This window comes from Saccharothrix syringae, assembly GCF_009498035.1.
In the GTDB taxonomy this organism is placed as follows: Bacteria; Actinomycetota; Actinomycetes; order Mycobacteriales; family Pseudonocardiaceae; genus Actinosynnema; species Actinosynnema syringae.
Genome location: NZ_CP034550.1, coordinates 9,992,509 through 10,011,695 on the forward strand (window position 1 = coordinate 9,992,509; position 19,187 = coordinate 10,011,695).

At 71.9% G+C, this 19,187-nt stretch carries 20 protein-coding genes; 6 read left to right on the top strand and 14 right to left on the bottom strand.

All coding sequences use genetic code 11. From position 1 onward, the window contains the following. Positions 1 to 116: 116 nt before the first annotated feature. Positions 117 to 458, bottom strand: coding sequence for a MerR family transcriptional regulator (locus tag EKG83_RS42135; RefSeq protein WP_033429163.1), 342 nt, complete (start codon positions 456 to 458; stop codon positions 117 to 119). A gap of 52 nt (positions 459 to 510) precedes the next feature. Here EKG83_RS42135 and EKG83_RS42140 point away from each other — a divergent pair, with 52 nt between their 5' ends. Next, a complete protein-coding gene (locus EKG83_RS42140; protein WP_033429162.1) occupies positions 511 to 1,275 on the top strand; it encodes an alpha/beta fold hydrolase in 765 nt (254 codons plus the stop codon). 50 nt (positions 1,276 to 1,325) lie between these two features. On the opposite strand, the gene EKG83_RS42145 is transcribed toward EKG83_RS42140, so the two are convergent. From EKG83_RS42145 to EKG83_RS42160, 4 genes are read right to left on the bottom strand one after another with little or no spacing between them, the layout of a single operon-like run. Beyond that, positions 1,326 to 2,210, bottom strand: coding sequence for an ABC transporter substrate-binding protein (locus EKG83_RS42145; protein ID WP_033429161.1), 885 nt, complete (start codon positions 2,208 to 2,210; stop codon positions 1,326 to 1,328). Continuing rightward, complete coding sequence (locus tag EKG83_RS42150; RefSeq protein WP_153279020.1) at positions 2,207 to 2,926, bottom strand: ABC transporter permease; 720 nt, start codon at positions 2,924 to 2,926, stop codon at positions 2,207 to 2,209. Before EKG83_RS42150 ends, EKG83_RS42145 begins: the two co-directional genes overlap by 4 nt. Beyond that, complete coding sequence (locus EKG83_RS42155; protein ID WP_084716154.1) at positions 2,926 to 3,525, bottom strand: ABC transporter permease; 600 nt, start codon at positions 3,523 to 3,525, stop codon at positions 2,926 to 2,928. The genes EKG83_RS42150 and EKG83_RS42155 overlap by 1 nt, the downstream gene beginning before the upstream one ends. 49 nt (positions 3,526 to 3,574) lie before the next feature. Then, entirely contained in the window at positions 3,575 to 4,600 is a 1,026-nt protein-coding gene (locus EKG83_RS42160) for an ABC transporter ATP-binding protein (protein WP_033429159.1), read from the bottom strand. 103 nt (positions 4,601 to 4,703) lie between these two features. Between EKG83_RS42160 and EKG83_RS42165 the strand changes: the two genes are divergently transcribed. Then, the gene (locus EKG83_RS42165; protein WP_033429158.1) at positions 4,704 to 6,260 is read left to right on the top strand and encodes a bis-aminopropyl spermidine synthase family protein; all 1,557 of its coding nucleotides are present in this window, start codon (positions 4,704 to 4,706) and stop codon (positions 6,258 to 6,260) included. Positions 6,261 to 6,266: 6 nt separating this feature from the next. On the opposite strand, the gene EKG83_RS42170 is transcribed toward EKG83_RS42165, so the two are convergent. The 8 genes from EKG83_RS42170 to EKG83_RS42205 all read right to left on the bottom strand — a co-directional run bounded on the left by EKG83_RS42170 (position 6,267) and on the right by EKG83_RS42205 (position 14,906). Continuing rightward, a complete protein-coding gene (locus tag EKG83_RS42170; RefSeq protein ID WP_033429157.1) occupies positions 6,267 to 6,845 on the bottom strand; it encodes a hypothetical protein in 579 nt (192 codons plus the stop codon). Next, entirely contained in the window at positions 6,842 to 8,089 is a 1,248-nt protein-coding gene (locus EKG83_RS42175) for a WXG100 family type VII secretion target (RefSeq protein WP_051764951.1), read from the bottom strand. The genes EKG83_RS42170 and EKG83_RS42175 overlap by 4 nt, the downstream gene beginning before the upstream one ends. Continuing rightward, positions 8,089 to 8,391, bottom strand: a complete 303-nt coding sequence (locus EKG83_RS42180; RefSeq protein WP_033429156.1) for a type VII secretion target — start codon at positions 8,389 to 8,391, stop codon at positions 8,089 to 8,091. The genes EKG83_RS42175 and EKG83_RS42180 overlap by 1 nt, the downstream gene beginning before the upstream one ends. Next, on the bottom strand, positions 8,388 to 8,891 hold the full coding sequence (locus EKG83_RS42185; protein WP_051764949.1) for a YbaB/EbfC family nucleoid-associated protein: 504 nt from the start codon (positions 8,889 to 8,891) through the stop codon (positions 8,388 to 8,390). The genes EKG83_RS42180 and EKG83_RS42185 overlap by 4 nt, the downstream gene beginning before the upstream one ends. A gap of 86 nt (positions 8,892 to 8,977) precedes the next feature. Continuing rightward, positions 8,978 to 9,751 carry a hypothetical protein gene (locus EKG83_RS42190; RefSeq protein ID WP_033429155.1) on the bottom strand — a complete coding sequence of 258 codons (774 nt, stop codon included), beginning with the start codon at positions 9,749 to 9,751 and terminating at the stop codon, positions 8,978 to 8,980. Continuing rightward, positions 9,748 to 10,248, bottom strand: a complete 501-nt coding sequence (locus tag EKG83_RS42195; protein ID WP_051764947.1) for a YbaB/EbfC family nucleoid-associated protein — start codon at positions 10,246 to 10,248, stop codon at positions 9,748 to 9,750. Before EKG83_RS42195 ends, EKG83_RS42190 begins: the two co-directional genes overlap by 4 nt. A gap of 50 nt (positions 10,249 to 10,298) precedes the next feature. After that, positions 10,299 to 13,493: a sensor domain-containing protein gene (locus EKG83_RS42200; protein ID WP_084716146.1), complete on the bottom strand. Its 3,195-nt coding sequence runs from the start codon at positions 13,491 to 13,493 to the stop codon at positions 10,299 to 10,301. A 225-nt stretch (positions 13,494 to 13,718) separates the two neighbouring features. Further along, positions 13,719 to 14,906, bottom strand: a complete 1,188-nt coding sequence (locus EKG83_RS42205; protein WP_033429154.1) for an NAD(P)-dependent malic enzyme — start codon at positions 14,904 to 14,906, stop codon at positions 13,719 to 13,721. 288 nt (positions 14,907 to 15,194) lie between these two features. Between EKG83_RS42205 and EKG83_RS42210 the strand changes: the two genes are divergently transcribed. Next, complete coding sequence (locus tag EKG83_RS42210; RefSeq protein WP_033429153.1) at positions 15,195 to 15,788, top strand: dTDP-4-dehydrorhamnose 3,5-epimerase family protein; 594 nt, start codon at positions 15,195 to 15,197, stop codon at positions 15,786 to 15,788. A gap of 112 nt (positions 15,789 to 15,900) precedes the next feature. On the opposite strand, the gene EKG83_RS42215 is transcribed toward EKG83_RS42210, so the two are convergent. Continuing rightward, complete coding sequence (locus tag EKG83_RS42215) at positions 15,901 to 16,200, bottom strand: S26 family signal peptidase (RefSeq protein ID WP_033429152.1); 300 nt, start codon at positions 16,198 to 16,200, stop codon at positions 15,901 to 15,903. Positions 16,201 to 16,293: 93 nt separating this feature from the next. On the opposite strand from EKG83_RS42215, the gene sodN reads away from it, so the two are divergent. The 3 genes from sodN (at position 16,294) to EKG83_RS42230 (ending at position 19,169) form a co-directional block, all read left to right on the top strand. Next, the gene (sodN, locus tag EKG83_RS42220; RefSeq protein WP_033429151.1) at positions 16,294 to 16,713 is read left to right on the top strand and encodes a superoxide dismutase, Ni; all 420 of its coding nucleotides are present in this window, start codon (positions 16,294 to 16,296) and stop codon (positions 16,711 to 16,713) included. 330 nt (positions 16,714 to 17,043) lie between these two features. Further along, positions 17,044 to 17,883 (top strand): hypothetical protein, encoded by an 840-nt coding sequence (locus EKG83_RS42225; RefSeq protein WP_153278772.1) that lies wholly within the window; start codon positions 17,044 to 17,046, stop codon positions 17,881 to 17,883. Positions 17,884 to 18,521: 638 nt separating this feature from the next. After that, entirely contained in the window at positions 18,522 to 19,169 is a 648-nt protein-coding gene (locus EKG83_RS42230) for an HAD family hydrolase (protein WP_033429150.1), read from the top strand. Positions 19,170 to 19,187: the final 18 nt, after the last annotated feature.

The window sequence follows — 19,187 nt, forward strand, 5'->3', positions numbered from 1 at the left end:
CCGGCCACGGCGACAGCCGACCACCCGGCCGCCGGATGACGAGATGCACGCCGATCTCAACGACAACCGTCGCCCGCACGTGACGACCACCGCCTGTCGTCACATCGGCAGAGCCATCAAGGCTCCAGGTAGGCCGCCAGCGCCCCGCGCATCCGCCGCAACGCGTCGATCCGGTCGTCCAAACCGGCCAGCTCCCGGCTCAACGCGCCGCGCACCGCCGGACACAGCTCCAGCTCCGGCTGCTCCCCGCTGGCACACGGCAGCAGCTCCCGGATCACCTCGGTGCCCAGCCCCGCCGCCAGCAGCCCCCGGATGCGCCGCACCTCGCCCACCGCGTCGTCGGCGTAGGTGCGGTAGCCGTTGGGCCCGCGGCAACTGCTCAGCAGCCCTTGCTCCTCGTAGTACCGCAGCAGGCGCGGGCTCACGCCGGTCCGCCTCGACAACTCCCCGATCAGCACGCCGCCCCCAAGCCTTGACCTTGACACCGGTGTGAGTGCTTAACGTCGCGCCATGACCGAACATTTCTCGCGCACCGTTCGCGGTTCCGGCCCCGGCCTGCTCCTCGCGCACGGCGGTGGCGGCGGCGTGGAGGCCAACTTCGGCCCGATCCTCGACGGCCTGGCCCGCACCCGGACCGCGGTCGGCGTCGACTACCCCGGCAGCGGCGCCACCCCGCGCGCCACCGGCCCGCTGTCCCTGGACGAGCTGGCCGACGAGCTGGTGCGCGCGGGCGTCGACAGCGGCCTGGAGGAGTTCGCGGTCCTCGGCTACTCGCTGGGCACGGCGGTCGCCGTCCGCGCCGCCACGCGCCACCCCGAGCGGGTCACCGCGCTCGTGCTGACCGCCGGGTTCGCCCGCCCGGACAACCGGATGCGCCTGGCGTGCGCCACGTGGGCCGGGCTCCTCGACGGCGACCGGGTGCTGCTGGCCCGGTTCCTGACGCTCGTCGCGACGGGCCGGACCCGCCTGGCCTCGCTCACGCCGGAGGAGCTGGAGGAGTCGGTGGCCGCGCTCGCCGCGTTCGTGCCGCCCGGCACCCCCGAGCAGGTCGCCCTGGTCGAGCGGGTCGACACGACGGCGGAACTCGCCTCGATCCGGGTGCCGACGCTGGTCGTGGCGGCCACCGAGGACACCCTCGCCCCGCCCGAGCTGTCCCGGCAACTGGCCGACGGCATCCCCGGCGCCGAGCTGGTCGAGATCCGCTGCGGTCACCTGGTCGGCGCCGAGGCGCCCGACGAGTGGCTGCGCGCGATCGAGGAGTTCCTGGCGAAGTGAACGCCGAGGGGCCCGCGCCTCGCGAAGCGCGGGCCCCTGACGTCACACCGCTACAGCGACACGGTCTTGAGGAAGTCCGCCGCCACGTTCGCGATGGTCTGCTTGTCCACGTCGACCCGCTTGACCAGGTCGGCCAGCACCTCCGTGGTCAGCGCCGCGGACACCTTGTCCAGCGCGTCCTTGCCCTTGGCGTCCACCGCGTCCGACCGCAGCAGCGGCACCACGTTCTGCGCCGGGTACATGGTCTTCGGGTCCTCCAGCTCGACGAACCCGTTGGCCTTGATGTCGGCGGAGGTGGTGTAGAGGTTCGCCACCTGCACCTCGCCGTTCTTCAGCGCGTCCACGGTCAGCGGCCCGCCGGCGTCGGTGGTCTTGATCTCGGTGAACGTCACGCCGTACAGCTCCTGGACCTTCGCCTGCCAGCGCTGCGCCCACTCGCCGGCCGCGCCGAGCGCGTACTTGCCGGTGCCGAGGTCGGCGATCGACTTCACCCCGCCGTCCGCGGTGGCCTTGGTGACCACCAGGACGTCCTTGTCCTCCGCCGCGGACTTCTCCAGCACCTCCAGGCCCGCCGGGGTCTTGGCCTTGAGCGCGGCGTAGACCTCCTCGGACTCGGTGGTGGTGTTGGCCTTGTCGAAGTAGTTGAGCAGGTTGCCGCTGTACTCCGGCACCACGCCGAGCGACTTGTCCTGCAACGCCTTGACCACCAGCTCGCGCGCGCCGATGCCGGCCCGCACCGACACGGTCGCGCCCGTCGCGCGCAGCGCGCCGGCGTAGATCTCGGCCAGGATCTTGTTCTCGGTGAAGTCGGCCGAGCCGACCACGACCTCACCCGCTCCGGCAGGCTGGTTCGCGCCGCTCAGGTCCTCCTGCGACCCGCACGCGGTGGCGACCAGCGCGGCCGCCGCGACGATGACGGCCAACGTGCGCTTCATCCCGTGCTTCCTCCCGATTCGGCGGCCACCGGCTTGTTCCGGCGCCGCGCCCGTGCTCCCGACTCCCTCAACCCGGCCGGGACGACCAGCCTGCCCACGCCCGCGAGCAGCACGTCCAGCAGCACCGCGAGCAGCGCGATGAGCAGCGCGCCGCCGATGAACTGCCCGTAGTCCACCACCCGCAGCCCGTCCAGCAGCGGCCTGCCCAGCGTCTCGATGCCCACGTACGCGGCCACCGACGCGGTCGCGACGACCTGGAGCGTGGCGTTGCGCAGGCCGCCGAACAGCAGCGGCAGGGCGTTGGGCACCTCGACCCGCCACAGCCGCTGCGCGCCGGTCATGCCCATGCCGCGCGCGGCGTCCACCACGCCGCGGTCGACGTCCTGGATGCCCGCGTAGGTGCCGGCGAGGATGGGCGGGACGGCCAGCACGACCAGCGCGATCAGCACGCCGACCTCGCCGCCGCCCGCGACCAGGTACAGGAACGTCACCAGGCCCAGCGTGGGCAGCGCGCGCAGGGCGTTGCCGGTGCCCACCAGCAGCACGGCGCCGCGGCCGGTGTGCCCCACGTACAGGCCGACCGGCACCGCGATCAGCGACGCCCCGAGCACCGCGCCCAGGCAGTACAGCAGGTGGGTCCCGACGCGGACCGGGATCGACCTCGGCCCGCTCCAGTTGGCCGCGTCGACCAGCCACGCGAAGGCGTCCGCGAAGATCACCTGCCCACCACCGCCCACGGGGTCAGCCGGTTGCGCAGCAGCACCAGCAGCAGGTCGACCACGAGCGCGAGCACCAGGGTCAGCGCGATGCCGACGACGATCGGCGCGAGGTAGCGCTGGCGGAACCCGTCGGTGAACAGCGTGCCCAGGCCGCCGGCGCCGATCAGCGCGCCGACGCTGACCAGGCTGATGTTGCTGACCGACCCGACCCGCACGCCCGCGGCGAGCACCGGCACGGCCAGCGGCAGCTCCACGGACAGGAACCGGCGCACCGGCCGGAACCCCATCGCGGTGGCGGCGGCGGTGACGTGGGCGGGCACCGCGTCCAGCGCGTCGGCGACCGGCCGCACGAGCAGGGCGGTGGTGTAGACGGTGAGCGCGACGACCACGTTCACCGAGTCGAGCACCTTCGTGCCGATGACCGCCGGGATGATCGCGAACAGCGCCAGCGACGGGACCGTGTAGACCACGTTGGCCGTCACCCCCAGCACCGCCCGCACCGGGCGGAACCGGTGGCACAGCAGGCCGAGCGCGATCGCCAGCACCACCGACACCGCCAGCGGCACCAGCGACAGGTAGGCGTGGTCGAGCAGCATGTCCAGCAGGGCCGCGCGGGTGCCCGCGTCGGCCAGGTAGTCGAGGACCTCACCCACGGCGGCGCTCGATCACGTCCAGCACCTGCCGCGCGGTGACCACGCCCGCCAGCCTGCCGTCGCCGTCCACGGCCACGCCCAGGCCCGACGGCGAGGACAGCGCGGCGTCCAGCGCGCCCCGCACCGGCGCGCCGACCTCGTAGAGCGAGCCGCCGGGCACGACCGCGCCGTCCGGCGCCACCCAGGACCGCGGCCGACGGTCGTCGTCCAGCACGAGCCGCCACCCGTCGCCGTCCGTCGGCGCCTCGCCGACCTCCACCCCGGAGGAGTCCACAAAGGACAGGCTGCGGTAGCCGCGGTCGCGGCCCACGAAGCCGGCCACGAAGTCGTCGGCGGGGTGGGCCAGCAGCTCGGCGGGCGGCGCGTACTGCGCCAGCCTGCCGCCGACGCGCATCACGGCCACCTTCTCGCCGATGCGCACGGCCTCGTCGATGTCGTGCGTGACGAACACGATGGTCTTGGCCAGCTCGGCCTGCAGCCGCAGCAGCTCGTCCTGCAGGCCCTCGCGCACCACCGGGTCGACCGCGCTGAACGGCTCGTCCATCAGCAGCACCGGCGGGTCCGCGGCCAGCGCCCGCGCCACGCCGACGCGCTGCTGCTGCCCGCCGGAGAGCTGCGCGGGGTAGCGCCTGCCCAGCTCCGCGGGCAGGCCGACGAGCTCCAGCAGCTCCGCGGCCCGGGTGCGCGCCGCCCGCCGGGTCCAGCCGGTGAGCAGCGGCACGGTGGCGACGTTGTCCAGCACGGTGCGGTGCGGGAACAGGCCGGCCTGCTGGATGACGTAGCCGATGCCGCGCCGCAGCTTCGGCGGGTCGACGCCCATCACGTCCGCGCCGTCCACCAGCACGGTGCCCGAGGTGGGGTCGATCATCCGGTTCACCATGCGCAGGGACGTGGTCTTGCCGCAGCCGGACGGGCCGACGAACACGGTGATCGTGCCCGCCTCCACCACCAGCTCCAAGCCGTCGACCGCGACCGTCCCGTCGTCGAACCGCTTGGTCACGTCGCGGAACTCGATCACCCGCGCTCCTCCTGCCAGGTCGGCCTAGGTGTCGATCGACCCTAGCCCGTCGCACCGACCGGGGCACGGCGTTCCAGGATTCGGTCAGTAGGCTGCACCGTTTGTGGCAACCGAACCAGTCCGCGCCCTGCTGAACGCCCGCGGCGTGCACGCCCGCAAGCTGCGCCGGGTGCTGGACCTGCTGGTCGAGGACTGGCACCCGCTCGCCGAGCTGGTGCGGCTCCCCGCAGTGCCCAGGCGCACCGTGCAGGAGCTGCTGACCGCGATCGGTGACGACCTGGAGACCAGCGGTGACCGCCACCGCGTGGCACCGGCGAAGGCGGCCGACTACGCGGCGTTCGGCGCGCGCGAGGTCCTCGCCGACCCGCTGGCCGAACTCGTGCGGCAGCACCCCGAGCAGCTGCGGGCGATCGCGGCCGACATCGCCGACGTGCCCCCGCCGCTGGCCGCCCTGGACCACGTGCAGGCGACCGCGGAAACCGCGCTGCGCCGGGCGCTGTGGCTGGACGCCGGCTACGACCTGACCGGGCGGACGCTGCTGTGCCTGGGCGACCACGACCTGACGTCGCTGGCGGTGTGCGCGGTCAACCCGGAGGTCTCGGTCGTGGTGGTCGACGTGGACGACCGCCTGCTGGAGCACATCGACACGCGCGCCGCCGAGCGCGGCCGGCCGGTGCGCACCCTGCACGCCGACTTCCGCTTCGGCCTGCCGCCCGCCGCGCTGGAGTCGGCGGACCTGGTGTTCAGCGACCCGCCGTACACCCCGGAGGGCATGGCCCTGTTCACCGGCCGCGCGATCGAGTGCCTGGCCGATCTGGGCACCGGCCGCGTCCTGCTGGCGCACGGCTTCAGCGACCGCACCCCCGCCCTGGGTTTGAAGGTCCAGCAGGAACTGCAGAAGCTGGGCGTGGTCTTCGAGGCGATCCTGCCCGCGTTCCACCGGTTCGAGGGCGCGCAGGCCATCGGCAGCGCCGCCGACCTGTACGTGTGCAGGCCCACTCGCCGCACCACCGCCGCCCAGCCCAAGACCACCATCTACACCCACGGCCCGCAGTCGGTCGAGGCGACCGGCCCCGGCTCGCAGGCGCTGGCGGCGCTGGTCGACCTGGCACCCAGGCCCGAGTCCTCGCCACCGCCGAAGCCGCGCCAACCGGGCTGGGCCGAACCGGTCGGCAAGGGCGCCGCGTCACTGGCCGTGGACCTGTCCGGCGACCCCGGCCCGTGGCTGCTGCGCACGCTGCTGGCGTGCTCCCCGGGCCGGATGGCCGCGCTGGTGCCGAACAACCACCCGGACGTGGCGTCCGAACGGGGACAGCGCGGGCTGGTGTCGTTGGTGGACACCAGGTTCAAGCTGAAGTTCCTCCGGTCCACCCCGGACGGCAAGCACTGCGTCGTGGTGGCCGACCAGGTGCTCGCCGGGACGCTGGACGCCGGTGGCCTGGCCGTGCGCGAGGTCCTGATGCGCGCCCACGGCAAGCTGGGCAACGTGTGGCGGGAGGCCCTGGTGACCGCGTCGCGGGGGCAGCTGACCAAGCGCGAGGCGCGCGACCGCGTCGCCGCGCACGCGACCGACGAGGACGACCTGGAGCTGAGGCTGATCGACCTGCCCCGGCACCGGATCGCGGCCCTGCTGCCGGCGGTCCGCGCCTCGGCGGGGTGACGCCGGTCAGGACCGGCGTGGCGGCACCGGTTCGAGCGGCCGGGTGGCGGCGAAGGCGACGAAGCCCAGGGCCGCCAACAACGCCAACGGCAACCCCCAGGCGTACGTCGTCTTCGCCTCGGCCGCGTGATCCGGGGACAGCAGCCCGAACCGGTCGAACACGACGGAGACGCGGTCCCCCACCTTGTTCCTGGGGTGGTTGTGGTCGTCCAGGTACACGTCGTCGTAGCGCCGGTCACCGCATTGCAGCGAGTACCACATCTGGGTGTCGTACTTCGAGGTGTCGACCTCCTCCGCCCGGAGGACCTCGCACTCCGAGACCTGCCCGAACACCGCCAGGTACACCGGGCGCCCCACAGCGCCGACGACGATCGCCATGCCGACCGAGATGACGAATCCCACCAGGACCACCCAGCCCTTGGTCCGCATCATCCCGATCGCTACCACGAAGCCGATGCAACCCCCGATGAGACCGACGAACCCGATCCACTTGTACGACGAGTTTCCTATCGCGAACGGTATGCAGGTGACCTGCACGATCAAGCACAGCACGGCCGCCGCGGTGCTGTAACGCCTGCCCTTCACTCGTCCAGGTATCCCGTCTTCCGCTTGAAGGCGTCGTCGCCGCCCCTGCCCTCGCCCTCCACCTCGTCCTGTTTCGTGGCTTCCCGCGTGTAGTCGGCGACGAGCTTGGTGTAGAACGCGCCATCCCCCACGCTCGGCACCGAGTGCGGCGACACCTTGCCGCCGGGGTGCTCGACCGGCTTGTACGGCGTGTAGGCGTCGACCGCTCCCTCGAACCGCTGCTTCACCGGCTGGACGGTCACCTTGTCGGTGACCTTCTGCCAGGTGTTGCCCGCGTCGCCGTAGGCCCGGCCGAACTGCCTGCCCGCATCCGCGAACTTGCCGCCCACGTCACCCAGCGTCGGCCGGGCGTTGCCCCAGTCCTCCATGCGCTTGCCTGCGTCCTCCAGCCCCTGGAACCGCACGTTCGGCGTGTCAGCGGCACTGGCAGCGCGTGTGGTGCCCCCACCGGCGCCCTTGCCGAACCGGCCGAGTCCCTTGAGCACGTCCCCAAGCGAGCCGAACAGGCCCTTCAACCGCCCGAGGATGCGGGTGACGACCCTCATCAGCTTGGCGATCTGCTGGGTGATCCTGCCCAGGACGACCGCCGCGCGGCCGACCGTCCACGCGGCGAACGCGGCGACCGAGCTGCCGAAGCTCACCACCGAGGAGGCGAGCGCGATGACCGCGTTGCGGATGACCTCCCAGATGAACATCGCGATCAAGTCGCGGATCATGCCCCGCACGGCCGCCGTGATGGTGCCCGCCGTGGCCACCTGCTCGGCGACGGTCACGCACGCCCGGCTCACCGCCAGCGTCTCCCCGACCAGCTGTCCCTGGCTCTGCCGGAACCCCTCGGCCGCCGCCTGCTCCCACCCGCTGACCTGCGCCTCGACCGCGTCGTGGTGGGCCTGGGCGATGCCGTCGAGGGCCGCCGCCGCCTCATTCCAGGTCTTGACCGCGGCCTTGATCTTGTCGCCGTTGCCTGCCAGCCAGTCGAGCGGTTCGCGCAGGAAGCTGATGTGCTCGATCAGCCAACCGATGCCCGCCGTGGCCAGGGAACCGAGCGGGTCGATCACCAAGCCGAGCGTGTCCAGGGCGGCGGCGCCCAAGTTGAGGCCGAACTCGGCGTAGTCGCCTTCCTGCGCCGCGCGGTCGAACGAATCGAGGACCTGCGCGTACGACTCCAGCGGCCCCGCACCCGCGAAGTTGTCCGGCGAGCCCGGTTTGCCGGTGTCGACCCCGGTGATCAGCCCGTCGCCCATCAGGCACCTCCCCCGAACCGCTGCTGGTTGCCGTCCTCGACGTCCTCGTACTGCGCCGCCGTGGCGACCGTGTCCGACGCCGCCTCGCCGTTGGCCTCGGCCAACCGCCGGATCGCCTCCGCGGTCTGGGCCGCGGCCTCCTGCGCCCCGTCGGCGAAGAACTGGAGCAGCACGCCGAACGTGTCCGCCCCGAGGTTGATCCCGGCGACCCCGTCGGCCACCGCCGAGATCTCGCCCTGCCGCCCCTCCTGGTCACCGGCGAACCTGCGGAGCTGTCGCGCCTCGACCTCGAACCCGCTCACCGCAGCACCGTCCCGAAGCCGTCCTCGTCGTCGGGCTCGGCACGCCGGTGCGCGGGCCCCGCGGGCCGCGTCGGCCGAACCGGCGGCTGGGACCCGCCCGGCGCGCCCCACGACTCCCGCAGCACGCTGCCCTCCTCGGCAGCCGCGGGTGGCGGTGCCTCCTCCTCCTGCGGGATGAAGCTCGTCAGGAAGTCCATCGCCTCGGTCCCGCCGAACTGCGGCTCCACCACCGCGGCCACCTGCCGCGCCGCCAGGGCCTGCGCCCGCCGCACCGCGGCCATCACCGCCTGCCCGAGCTGGACGTGCGAGAACTCACCCGCCCGGGGCGAGAACTCGATGTGCTGGAGGGCCCCGTTCGGCGCGACCGTGACGGTCACCGCGCCGTCCGCCGACCGCACCGTCGCGTCCGCCTCGCGGATCTGCTGCTGCATGTCCTGCGACCGCCGGGCGAGGTCCTGTGCCCTCGCCTCCAGGTCGGCGATCATCCGTTCCGGGTTCACCTGGTCACTCCGCGTGTTCGTTGGCCTGCCCGGCGAGTATCACCGACGAACCGACCCCGCATACCCCGAATGGCACAAACGCCACATCAACCGGGCAGCGAGCGGGCCAACTCCTCCAGTTTCGCCAGGATGCGGGACAGGGCGCCGACCAGCTTGGCGACGTGCCCGGTGATCCGCTCCAGCACCGCCGCGGCCCGGCCGATCGCCCAACCGGTGAACTCCGCCACCGTCGCACCGCCGCTCGCCTCGGCCGCGGCGAGCGCGACGGCGGCGTTGCGCACCACCTCGGCGGCGAACAGGACCAGCAGGTCGCGCACCACGCCGCGCACGGCGGCCGCGGCGGTGCCCGCCATCGACACGTGGTCGGCGACCGCGGCGCACGTGCGCGACGCGGCGAACGCCTCCTCCACCCACGCCTCCCGCGCCCGCCGGAACGCCTCGGCCGCGTGCGGCGACCAGCCCCTGACCCGCACCTCCACCTCGTCCCGGCGCTCCCGGCCGACGCGCTCCAGGTCGATCGACGCCTGCCGCCACCGGGCGATCTCGTCCTTGATCCGCGCGCCGTCGCCGGCCAGCCAGTCCAGCGGCGCGCGCAGGAACCCGACGTGCTCGACCAGCCAGCCGACCTCGGCCTCGGCGAACGGCGCCAGCGGGTCCAGGACCGCGCCGAGCGTGTCCAGCCACGCGGCGGCCAGGCCCCGGCTGCGCGCCTCCCGGCCGGGCTCGCCGGACCCGACGTCCGGGCCGGCCCGCCGGATGTCCCCCAGGGCCCGCGCGGCGGCCTCGGCGAACGGCCTCAGGAGCGGGCCGAACGCGGCACCGCCCAGGTCGACCCCGGGACGCGCGTCGAGGCCGCTCACCGCGCCGCCCCACCGCCGTCCCCCGGCTCGTCCGGGGCCCGCAGGCTGCGCGGCAGCGGCAGGTCGGCCACCTCGGCGGGCACCTCCGCGGGCACGACCACCGGGTGAACGGCCACGGGGTGAACGGCCGGCGGGGGAACGGCCGGGGCGCCGACCCCGGGCTCCCGCGGCAGGAACCCGGTCAGGAACTCCACCGCCTCGGTCCCCCCGAACTCGACCTCCACGACCTCCGCCACCCGCCGCGCCACCTCGGCCTGCGCCCGCCGCACGGTGGCCATCACCACCTCGCCGAGCCGCGCGTCCGACACCCCCGACGGCGGCAGCGAGAACCGGATGTCCCGCAGCGCCCCGTTGGGCGCGACGGTCACCGTCACCACACCGTCGGGTGAACCGACCACGGCCTCCGCCGCGCGGACGCCCTCCCGCACCTCCCGCGCCCGCCGGGCCAGGTCACGTGCCCTGCCCTCCAGGTCGGCGATCATCCGCGCCGGGTCCACCCGATCGTCACCCCACTCCCGTCGTTCACCCGATCGTGGAGTATCGCGGATCAGCCCGCACGGGGGATGTGCAAGGGGCCCAGCGCCAGCACGGCGCGGAACTCCTTGGGCGGCACCGGCCGGGAGAACAGCCAGCCCTGGTAGGCGTCCACGCCCATGCCGCGCAGCACGTGGAACTGGGTCGCGGTCTCCACGCCCTCGGCCACGCACTGGCGGCCCATCGCCCGCGCCATGTCGACCACCGCGTTGGCCACGGCGGAGTCCGAGAAGTCGTTGCCCACGCCCGACACGAACCGGCGGTCGACCTTGATGATCTGCGCCGGCAGGTCCTTGAGCCGGGCCAGCGACGAGTACCCGGTGCCGAAGTCGTCGACGGCGAACCGGATGCCGCGCCCGACCAGCTCGTCCATCGACTGCCGCACCCGCGAGGGCAGGTCTACCAGCGAGGTCTCCACCAGCTCCAGCACCACGCGGTCCCACGAGATGTCGGCCTCGGCGATCGCGTTGGCCACGATGTCGACGAACTCGGGGTCACCGGGCACCAGCCCGGCCAGGTTCACCGCCACCGACACCGGCTGGCCGCCCGGCGAGGGCCAGCCCGCGGCCTCCTTCAGCGCCGTGCGCAGCACCCACCGGTCCAGCTCGCGCAGCAGGTCGCCCTGCTCGGCCACGGGCAGGAAGATGTCCGGCGGCAGCAGCCCGCGGTCCGGGTGCGGCCAGCGGACCAGGGCCTCGGCGGTCAGCACCGACCCGTCCACGCCGACCACTGGTTGGAAGTGCAGGGCCAGCCCGTCGTGCGCCAGCGCGTCGCGCAACTGGCCCTCCAGGTGGACCTGACGGTCGGCCGAGGCGATCAGCGCGGCGCTGGCCAGCGCCACCCGGCCCGCGCCCGAGCGCTTGGCCTCGAACATCGCCGCGTCGGCGAAGCGCAGCAGGTCGTTGCCGGTGGCCCGGGACCCGTTGGGCACCGCCGCGCCGATCGACGCCGAGACCCGCACGAGCTGCCCGTGCACCGGCACGGCCGTGCGCAGCAGGCCCGCCACCGTGGTGGCCAGCTTGTCCACCCCGCCGACGGCGTCGATGTTCTCGCAGATGATCACGTACTCGTCGCCGGACAGCCTGGCCGCGGTGCAGCCGGCGGGCAGCCCGCCCTCCAGCCGCCTGGCCAGCGCCACCAGCAGCTCGTCGCCCGCGTCGTGGCCCAGCGAGTCGTTGACCCGCTTGAAGTTGTCGATGTCGCAGAACAGCACCGCGACCTTGGCCCGCTCCGGCGAGGCCAGCAGGGTCGCCAGCATCTCCTTGACCAGCGCCCGGTTGGGCAGGCCGGTCAGCTCGTCGTGGGTGGCCTGGTGGCGCAGCGCCTCGGCGGTGCGGCGGCGCTCGGTGATGTCCTGGAACACGATCAGCCAGAACCGGCGGCCGTCGTCCTGCACGGACAGCGCGATGTGCAGCTCGCAGTACACCTGCACGCCGTCGCGGCGGACCAGCACGCGCTGCGGGATGCGGTGCGCGCGCTCGGCGCCGGCCGCGGACATCTCGTCGATCGACGGCAGCGGGTTGCCCACGTCGTCGGGGTGGGTGAGCTGGCTCGCGGTCATGCCGCGCAGCTGCTCCAGGTCCATGCCCAGCAGGTCGCACAGCGCGTCGTTGGCGTCGACCAGCCGCTCGCCCTCGTCGAACAGGCCGATGCCCACGGGCGTGAGCGAGACCAGGTCGGCGAAGCGCTGGCTGGACCGCTTCATGCGGGTCTCGGTGGCGCGCTGCTCGGTGATGTCCTGCGCCGTGCCGACCGCGAGCGGCCTGCCGTCGGCGCCCTTGACCACCACGCCGTAGCAGCGGAACACGCGCACCCGGCCGTCGCGGCGCACCAGCCGGTGCTCCAGCTGGATCGGCACCTCCTCGCCCGCGAGCTGCTGCCACAGGTCGTCGACCCACGCCCGGTCGTCGGGGTGCACCAGGTCGAGGTAGGTCTGGTAGTGGGTGTGCTCGCCGCGCGGCACGCCGAACAGGTCGGTGAGCATGTCCGACCACACGACCTCGCCGGTCTGCAGGTTCCACTCCCACACGCCGAGCTGGGCGGCCTTCTGCGCGTCGGCCAGCCGGCGGCGGTCCTGGCGGAGCTGCCGCTCCAGCGCGCGGGCCTCGGTGACGTCCTGGATGGTGCCGTGCAGCCGGATGATCCGGCCGCCCTCGGACTCGCCGCGCGCCCGGCACACGTAGACGCGGTCGCCGACCTGGCTGCGCACCTCGGCCTCGACCGTGGCGCCCTCCTCGCCGTGCAGCAGCCGGCGGCGCAGGTCCTCCAGCAGGCCGCGGTCCTCCGGGTGCACGCCGCACAGCAGGTCGTCGTCCGGGACGACGCCCAGCTCGGCGTACATCTCCAGCAGCACCTCGCTGCGGTGCACGGTGCCGGGGCGGCCGGCCCTGGTCGGGAACTCGTAGCTCCAGCTGCCCATGCGCGCGATGCGCTGGGCCTCCAGCAGGCGGGCGCGCTCGGTCTCCAGGGCGCGGTCGGAACTCCACTGGTCGGTGATGTCGCGGATGTAGCCGGTGATGAACTGGGTCCGGCCGTCCGAGCGGAGCTTCGCCTCGGCCACGCCGCGGATCCGGCGCAGGCTCCCGTCGGGCAGCACGACCCGGTAGACGATGTCGATGGGGTTGCCGTCGAGCGCGCGGTTGGCCCAGTAGCTGGCGACCATCTCGTAGTCGTCGGGGTGGACCACGTCCAGCACGGCCTGCGCGCCCGGGACCACCTCGCCGGGCTTCACGCCCAGCATCTCGTAGTGCGACTCGGACCAGACCGTGACGCCGGTGGCGGGGTCGTACTCCCAGGAGCCGATCCGGGCCACGCGCTGCACGGTGCGCAGCCGCCGCTGCTCGTCGCGCAGGTCCTCGGCGGCCCTGGCCAGGTCGGAGACGTCCACCATGAGCACCGCGTGCAGGCCGGTGCCGGGCACCTGGTTGCGCACCACGCGCACGGGCAGCAGGGCGCCGTCGGCCTGGTGGAGGCGCAGGTCGTCCGCGGTGCCGACGAGCAGCTCGCCGAGCGTGCGGCCGATCAGGTCGTCGGCGGAGCGGGCCTTGGCCAGCGCGATCGCGGCGGCGCTGGCGCGCATGACCACGCCCTTGGGGTCGCACAGCAGGGTGGGCGCCTCGGGCAGCGCGAGGCCGCCCAGCTCCACCTCGCCGTCCGGCGGGCGCGCCGGGTCCAGCACGACCGGAGCGCGTCCAACCCGCTTGGGCACGGTCCCACCTTCCCGCGTCTACGGCAGGGATGACCGGCCCGACCGCACCCGAAAACGGCGTCCCTCTCCACGGGCGAATATTCACCCGAGGAGAGGGACGGTAGCGCTTCGGAGCGTCATCGCCCACCCCTCAATGGGCTAACGAAACACCGCGGTGGTGGATTCGTCGCCGATTGATGGTTCGTGGACGCGCGCGGCCGGAGCTCTCCCAACTCCGACTTGGGGTCAGGCTACCCCGTCCTCCCGGGCTGCCAAGGCCACGGCGGCGGCCACTTCGGGCGCGACCCGCGGGTCGAGCGCGCTGGGCACGATCCGGTCGGCGGACAGGTCGTCGGCGGCGACCGCGGCGATGGCCTCCGCGGCGGCGAGCTTCATGCGCTCGGTGATCCGCTTGGCGCCCGCGTCCAGGGCACCCCGGAAGATGCCGGGGAAGGCGAGCACGTTGTTGATCTGGTTGGGGAAGTCGCTGCGGCCGGTGGCCACCACGGCGGCGTGCCGACGTGCCACCTCCGGGTGAACTTCCGGGTCGGGGTTGGACAGCGCGAACACGATGGCGCCGTCCGCCATGCCCGCGATCAGCTCCTCCTCGACCGTGGCCGAGGACACGCCGACGAACACGTCCGCGCCGCGCAGCGCCTCGGCGATCCCGCCCTTCAGGCCACTGGCGTTGGTGATCTCCGCCATCTCGGCCTTGATCGGGTTCAGCCCGTCGCGGCCCACGTGCACGATGCCGCGCGAGTCGACCAGCGTCACCTCGCCGATGCCCGCCGCGATCAGGATCTTCGCGCAGGCCACGCCCGCCGCGCCGGCGCCGGAGACGACCACGCGCTGGTCGGCGATGTCCTTGCCGAGGACGGCGTTGGCACCGCGCAGGGCGGCCAGCGTGACCACCGCCGTGCCGTGCTGGTCGTCGTGCATGACCGGCACGTCCAGGGCCTCGACCAGCCGGGCCTCCAGCTCGAAGCAGCGGGGCGCGGCGACGTCCTCCAGGTTGACCGCGCCGAACGACGGGCGCAGCCGGACCAGCGTCTCGACGATCTCGTCCACGTCCGTGGTGTCGAGCACCAGCGGGATCGAGTCGAGGCCGCCGAAGGTCTTGAACAGGGCGGCCTTGCCCTCCATGACCGGGAGGGAGGCGCTGGCGCCGATGTCGCCCAGGCCGAGCACGGCGGTGCCGTCGCTGACCACGGCGACCAGGCGGTGCGCCCACGTGTAGCGGGCGGCCAGGGCGGGGTCGTCGGCGATGGCGCGGCTGACCCGGGCCACGCCCGGGGTGTAGGCGATCGACAGCGCGCGCGAGTCGGCGAGCGAGGCGGTGGTGCCCACGCCCAGCTTGCCGCCCTCGTGGGCGCCGAAGATCTCGTCGTCGGTGAGTTCCGCGGTTTTCAGCGGCTGGTCGTTCAATGCGGTCATCGGGAGTCCCTCCTGCGGTGCGCAATTGGCGGTGGCGCACCGGGACCAGCGTTGTCACGCGGGTCGACGGGGCCTGGCTGCGGTCGGGCGCACGCGGTCTGCACGCGCCACCAAGGAGCGGTGTGCGGGCAAGCATGACAGCGACGACGGCCGCTGTCTGCGACGGGGATCACAGTCTTTTCGCAGGTCAGAGGCGCCTTCCCAGGACGTACGTCCGGTTTTTTGGGCCGACCGGTCAGTTTCCGCAGGCAGGATCGGTAAAGACCGGCCGGGACCTAAGGTGTGCGCATGCAGGCACGTGAGCTGAAAATCCCCGGCGCGTTCGAGTTCACCCCTTCGGTATTCCCGGATAACCGAGGTCTGTTCGTCGCGCCGTTCCAGGAGGCGGCGTTCGTCGCGGCGGTCGGCCACCCGCTGCGGGTGGCGCAGACCAACCACAGCGAGTCCGCGCGGGGCGTGGTGCGGGGGCTGCACTACGCCGACGTGCCGCCCGGGCAGGCCAAGTACGTCCACTGCCCGCGCGGTCGGCTGCTGGACGTCGTGGTCGACCTGCGGGTCGGGTCGCCGACGTTCGGCGAGTGGGAGGCGGTGGAGCTGTCGCCCGACCGGTTCAACGCGCTGTACCTGCCCGAGGGGCTCGGGCACGCGCTGATGGCGCTGGAGGACGGGTCGGTCACGTCGTACCTGTGCTCGGAGGGGTTCAACCCGAAGGCCGAGCGCGCCGTCCAGCCGCTGTCGCTGGGGCTGCCGTGGCCGGCCGACGTCGAGCCGGTGCTGTCGGAGAAGGACGCGGCGGCGCCGACGCTGGAGGAGGCGAGGGCCGCGGGCGTGCTGCCGACGTACGAGGCGTGCGTGGCCTGGTACGAGCGGCTGCGGGGGTAGTTCGGGCAGCCCCGGCGGCAATTCGGGCAGACCCTCCGGGCCGGCGGGTCACCGGGCCGGCGGGTCACCGGGCAGACGGGTCACCGGGCCGACGGATCACCGGGCCGACGGATCACCGCACCCGACGCGGCCGGGGCCAGACCCGGAACCGCACCGTGCCCACCACCTGGGCGGGCCCGAGCGAGCGCGAGTCGGTCGTGCCGAACGGGTTGTCCCCCTCCACGTGCCACCCGTCCCCCTCGACCCGAACGGCCCGCTTGACCGACAACTGCCCGGGCCGCCCGGCCCACCTGACCAGCACCACGTCCCCCACTCGCGGCCGCCGCCCGAACCGCACCAGCACCACGTCACCGCTGCGGAGGGTGGGCACCATGGAGGCCCCGACCACCCGAACCAGCGGCAACGGGTTCACCTCGTCCCGTGCCAACGATCACCTCCACCTGCCCGCGCCAAGCCCCCGGAGTAGGGTTCCGCACGTCGGAGCATCCACTGTCAGGGAGGAAAGATGCGACTTCTGTCGCGCATCCGTTCACTCCGCCGCCCACTCCTGGAGGCCACCGCGCACTGCGACCTCCCGTGCGGTGTGTACGACCCGGCTCAGGCTCGGATCGAGGCGGAGTCGATCAAGGCGATCCAGGAGAAGTACCAGGCGAACGAGGACCCGGAGTTCCGCACGCGGGCCCTGCTGATCAAGGAGCAGCGCGCGGAGCTCGTCAAGCACCACCTGTGGGTGCTGTGGACCGACTACTTCAAGCCGCCGCACTTCGAGAAGTACCCCGAGCTGCACGACCTGTTCAACCGGGCCACGAAGGCCGCCGGCGCGGCCGGCGCCAAGGGTTCCATGGACCCGGCCAAGGGGCAGGAGCTGCTCGACCTGATCGCCCAGATCGACAAGATCTTCTGGGAGACCAAGCAGGCGGCCTGACCACCTGCGCGAACGCGGCGCTGGCCAGCGGGGTTCCTCCCGCTGGCCAGCGCTGTTTTGCATCCGCTGTCGCTATCGAGCGTCTCCCAGCGGCCCAAGACGGCCCAGGACGGTCCGCGTTGGACAGCCCCGGCAGGACTGCGACACAGTCGAACGCGACAAATGCTCGGGTTCACTTACCGCCCCAAACCTCCTAGCGGCCGACTTGACAGACCCGATCCGTTCGAGTCAGCGCGAGCATCTGTAACGCCGATCAGCGCAATCACGACAGGGTCCGCATCCGGAGTCCCGCCGGACGAGCCGGACACGCGCCGCCCGAGGTGAATCACGATGCTGCGACCGCTTCACACCCTGCCCATCTTGTTACTGTTCACAACACTGACACTGTCCGCTTGTAGCGAGAGCAGCAGTTCGACGCAATCTTCCCCTCCGGCAACGTCAAGCAGCATCACGACCACGACGACACCCCCTCGTGCACCCTTCGTTGACACAAAGAGCTACTTCGATCAACTGGCCGATGCAACCAAGACGTCCCTGGAAGGGAAGGGTTATACGGTAACCGTCCGAAAGGACGGGACTCAGCAAGAGCCAGTGGTCGACCAACTCTCCGCGTGGCGGGTGGTGTCCGTGGTCGCTTCTCGCACCTCAGCAGAGGCCACCCTGTACGTACGAAGTGCCGAGCGGACCCCGCAGGAGAAGGTCGACCTGGCCGTTGAGCAAGCCGGGCTGAAGTCGACAATTAGTTCGATCTACGAATCCCCCTCGGCCATGGTAACGGACATCTGTCGAAGCTTGAGCAACACAAGCATCCTCACGCCGACCGAGTTTCTTAGCGGCCAGAGCAGCGACCCTCAGCATCTTGAAGTGTTCAAGATCGGAATCCCACTTCTTTGCCCAGAGCACCAAAAAGCTCTTCAGAACGTCGTCGAGGGCAAGGTGCCGCTCCGCAGCGGAACCTACGAAGTAGGAACAGAAAAAGGACAGGTGAAACCCGGCACCTACCGCACCACCGGCAGCGTGGACGACTGCTACTGGGAGCGGACTCGCGATGACGGCGAGATCATCGACAACAATTTCGCAACCCATGCCAAGTCGATCACTGTCACCATCAGCCCCACCGACGGCAGCTTCACCAGCGAGCGTTGCGGAAGTTGGGAACTAGTGGAATAGCCGATTTCGCCCCCACTACCGAGGGCGCCCGATATTCACTGTCACAATCATTCTTCTGCACTTACCCTAAGACTGAGGACTACCACCTCTCCGCTTACAGAGCACATATAGTTCTACCGCGCGATTCCCACACGGGATCGGCAGCATGAAATAAAGGCCAACCAATGACCCGCCGGTTCTCCCCGTAGCCGATCGCAGAGGCACGCTCTCCGTACGTGTTCCGCAGGCAAGCCTGTGGACTGGTCGACGCCGTCAGGCGTTGAGCTGTCCACAGGCGCGGCAGCCGAACGCCGTGCCCAGAGCTGTCAGGTCGATCACCTGACACTCGCTTCTAATCGGTGTGGCTGAAAGCGTCGGCTCGATCGGAGGTAAGGACTGCCCGGCGACTACCAGGCTTTCTTAGCAGTCGCCGACCCGTCTGCGCGAGAAAGCTGCCAGCTCGACCTCTAGGCGGCTGGCGTGGGCCGACCCACCTCCGCGCGCGCGGGGAAGACACCTCACGACCTGACACTTTGGCGACCATAAGCTCGTTTTCCAAATGCAGAAAAGAAACTCTGAACACCAAGGTTACGCTAGTCGGGCATGTACCAGGCGGGGGGTTGTCGCACCTAGGGCGCTGATGACGTAGGAGTAGGGGCATGGTGACCGCGGTGGTGTTCGACGTGGGTGAGACCTTGCTGGACGACTCCCGGGAGTGGGGTGCCTGGGCCGACTGGATCGGGGTGTCCCGGCACACCTTCTCCACGGTGCTGGGCGCGGTTACCGCGGCGGGGCGGGACAACGCCGAGACATTCCAGTACTTCCGGCCCGGGTTCGACGTTGCTCACGAGCGGCGGTTGCGGGAAGAGGCTGGGGTGGGTGAGCGTATCGAGGACGGCGACTTGTACCCGGACGCGCGGACCGGCCTGGCGCGGCTGCGTGAACTTGGGCTGTGGGTGGGCGTCGCAGGTAATCAGACCGTTCGCGCGGCTGAGCTGCTGCGCGGGCTGAATCTGCCGGTGGACGGCCTCGCGACGTCTGGTGAGTGGGGTGTGGCCAAGCCAGCCCCGGAGTTCTTCGAGCGGGTCGTGGAGATGGCCCCTGCGGCTACTGCCGCTGACGTGCTCTACGTCGGTGATCACCGGGACAACGACGTCGTGGCCGCCAAAGCTGCCGGGCTGCGTACGGCGTTGATCCGGCGCGGACCGTGGGGTTACCTGTGGGCTGATGACCCGTTGGTGCGCCGCGATGCCGACTGGGTGATCGACTCCCTGCACGACCTGCCCAAGCTGCTGACCGCGCCATAGCCGGCACCTAAGCGTGCC

Bases quoted from the DNA above. Each gene is read 5' to 3' on its own strand.
- EKG83_RS42175 (WP_051764951.1), bottom strand. From the start codon at position 8,089: ATGGGCGACGGGCTGATCACCGGGGTCGACACCGGCAAACCGGGCTCG.
- EKG83_RS42210 (WP_033429153.1), top strand. From the start codon at position 15,195: ATGCAGGCACGTGAGCTGAAAATCCCCGGCGCGTTCGAGTTCACCCCT.
- sodN (WP_033429151.1), top strand. From the start codon at position 16,294: ATGCGACTTCTGTCGCGCATCCGTTCACTCCGCCGCCCACTCCTGGAG.
- EKG83_RS42155 (WP_084716154.1), bottom strand. From the start codon at position 3,525: ATGCTGCTCGACCACGCCTACCTGTCGCTGGTGCCGCTGGCGGTGTCG.
- EKG83_RS42205 (WP_033429154.1), bottom strand. From the start codon at position 14,906: ATGACCGCATTGAACGACCAGCCGCTGAAAACCGCGGAACTCACCGAC.
- EKG83_RS42225 (WP_153278772.1), top strand. From the start codon at position 17,044: ATGCTGCGACCGCTTCACACCCTGCCCATCTTGTTACTGTTCACAACA.
- EKG83_RS42145 (WP_033429161.1), bottom strand. From the start codon at position 2,210: ATGAAGCGCACGTTGGCCGTCATCGTCGCGGCGGCCGCGCTGGTCGCC.
- EKG83_RS42140 (WP_033429162.1), top strand. From the start codon at position 511: ATGACCGAACATTTCTCGCGCACCGTTCGCGGTTCCGGCCCCGGCCTG.
- EKG83_RS42230 (WP_033429150.1), top strand. From the start codon at position 18,522: ATGGTGACCGCGGTGGTGTTCGACGTGGGTGAGACCTTGCTGGACGAC.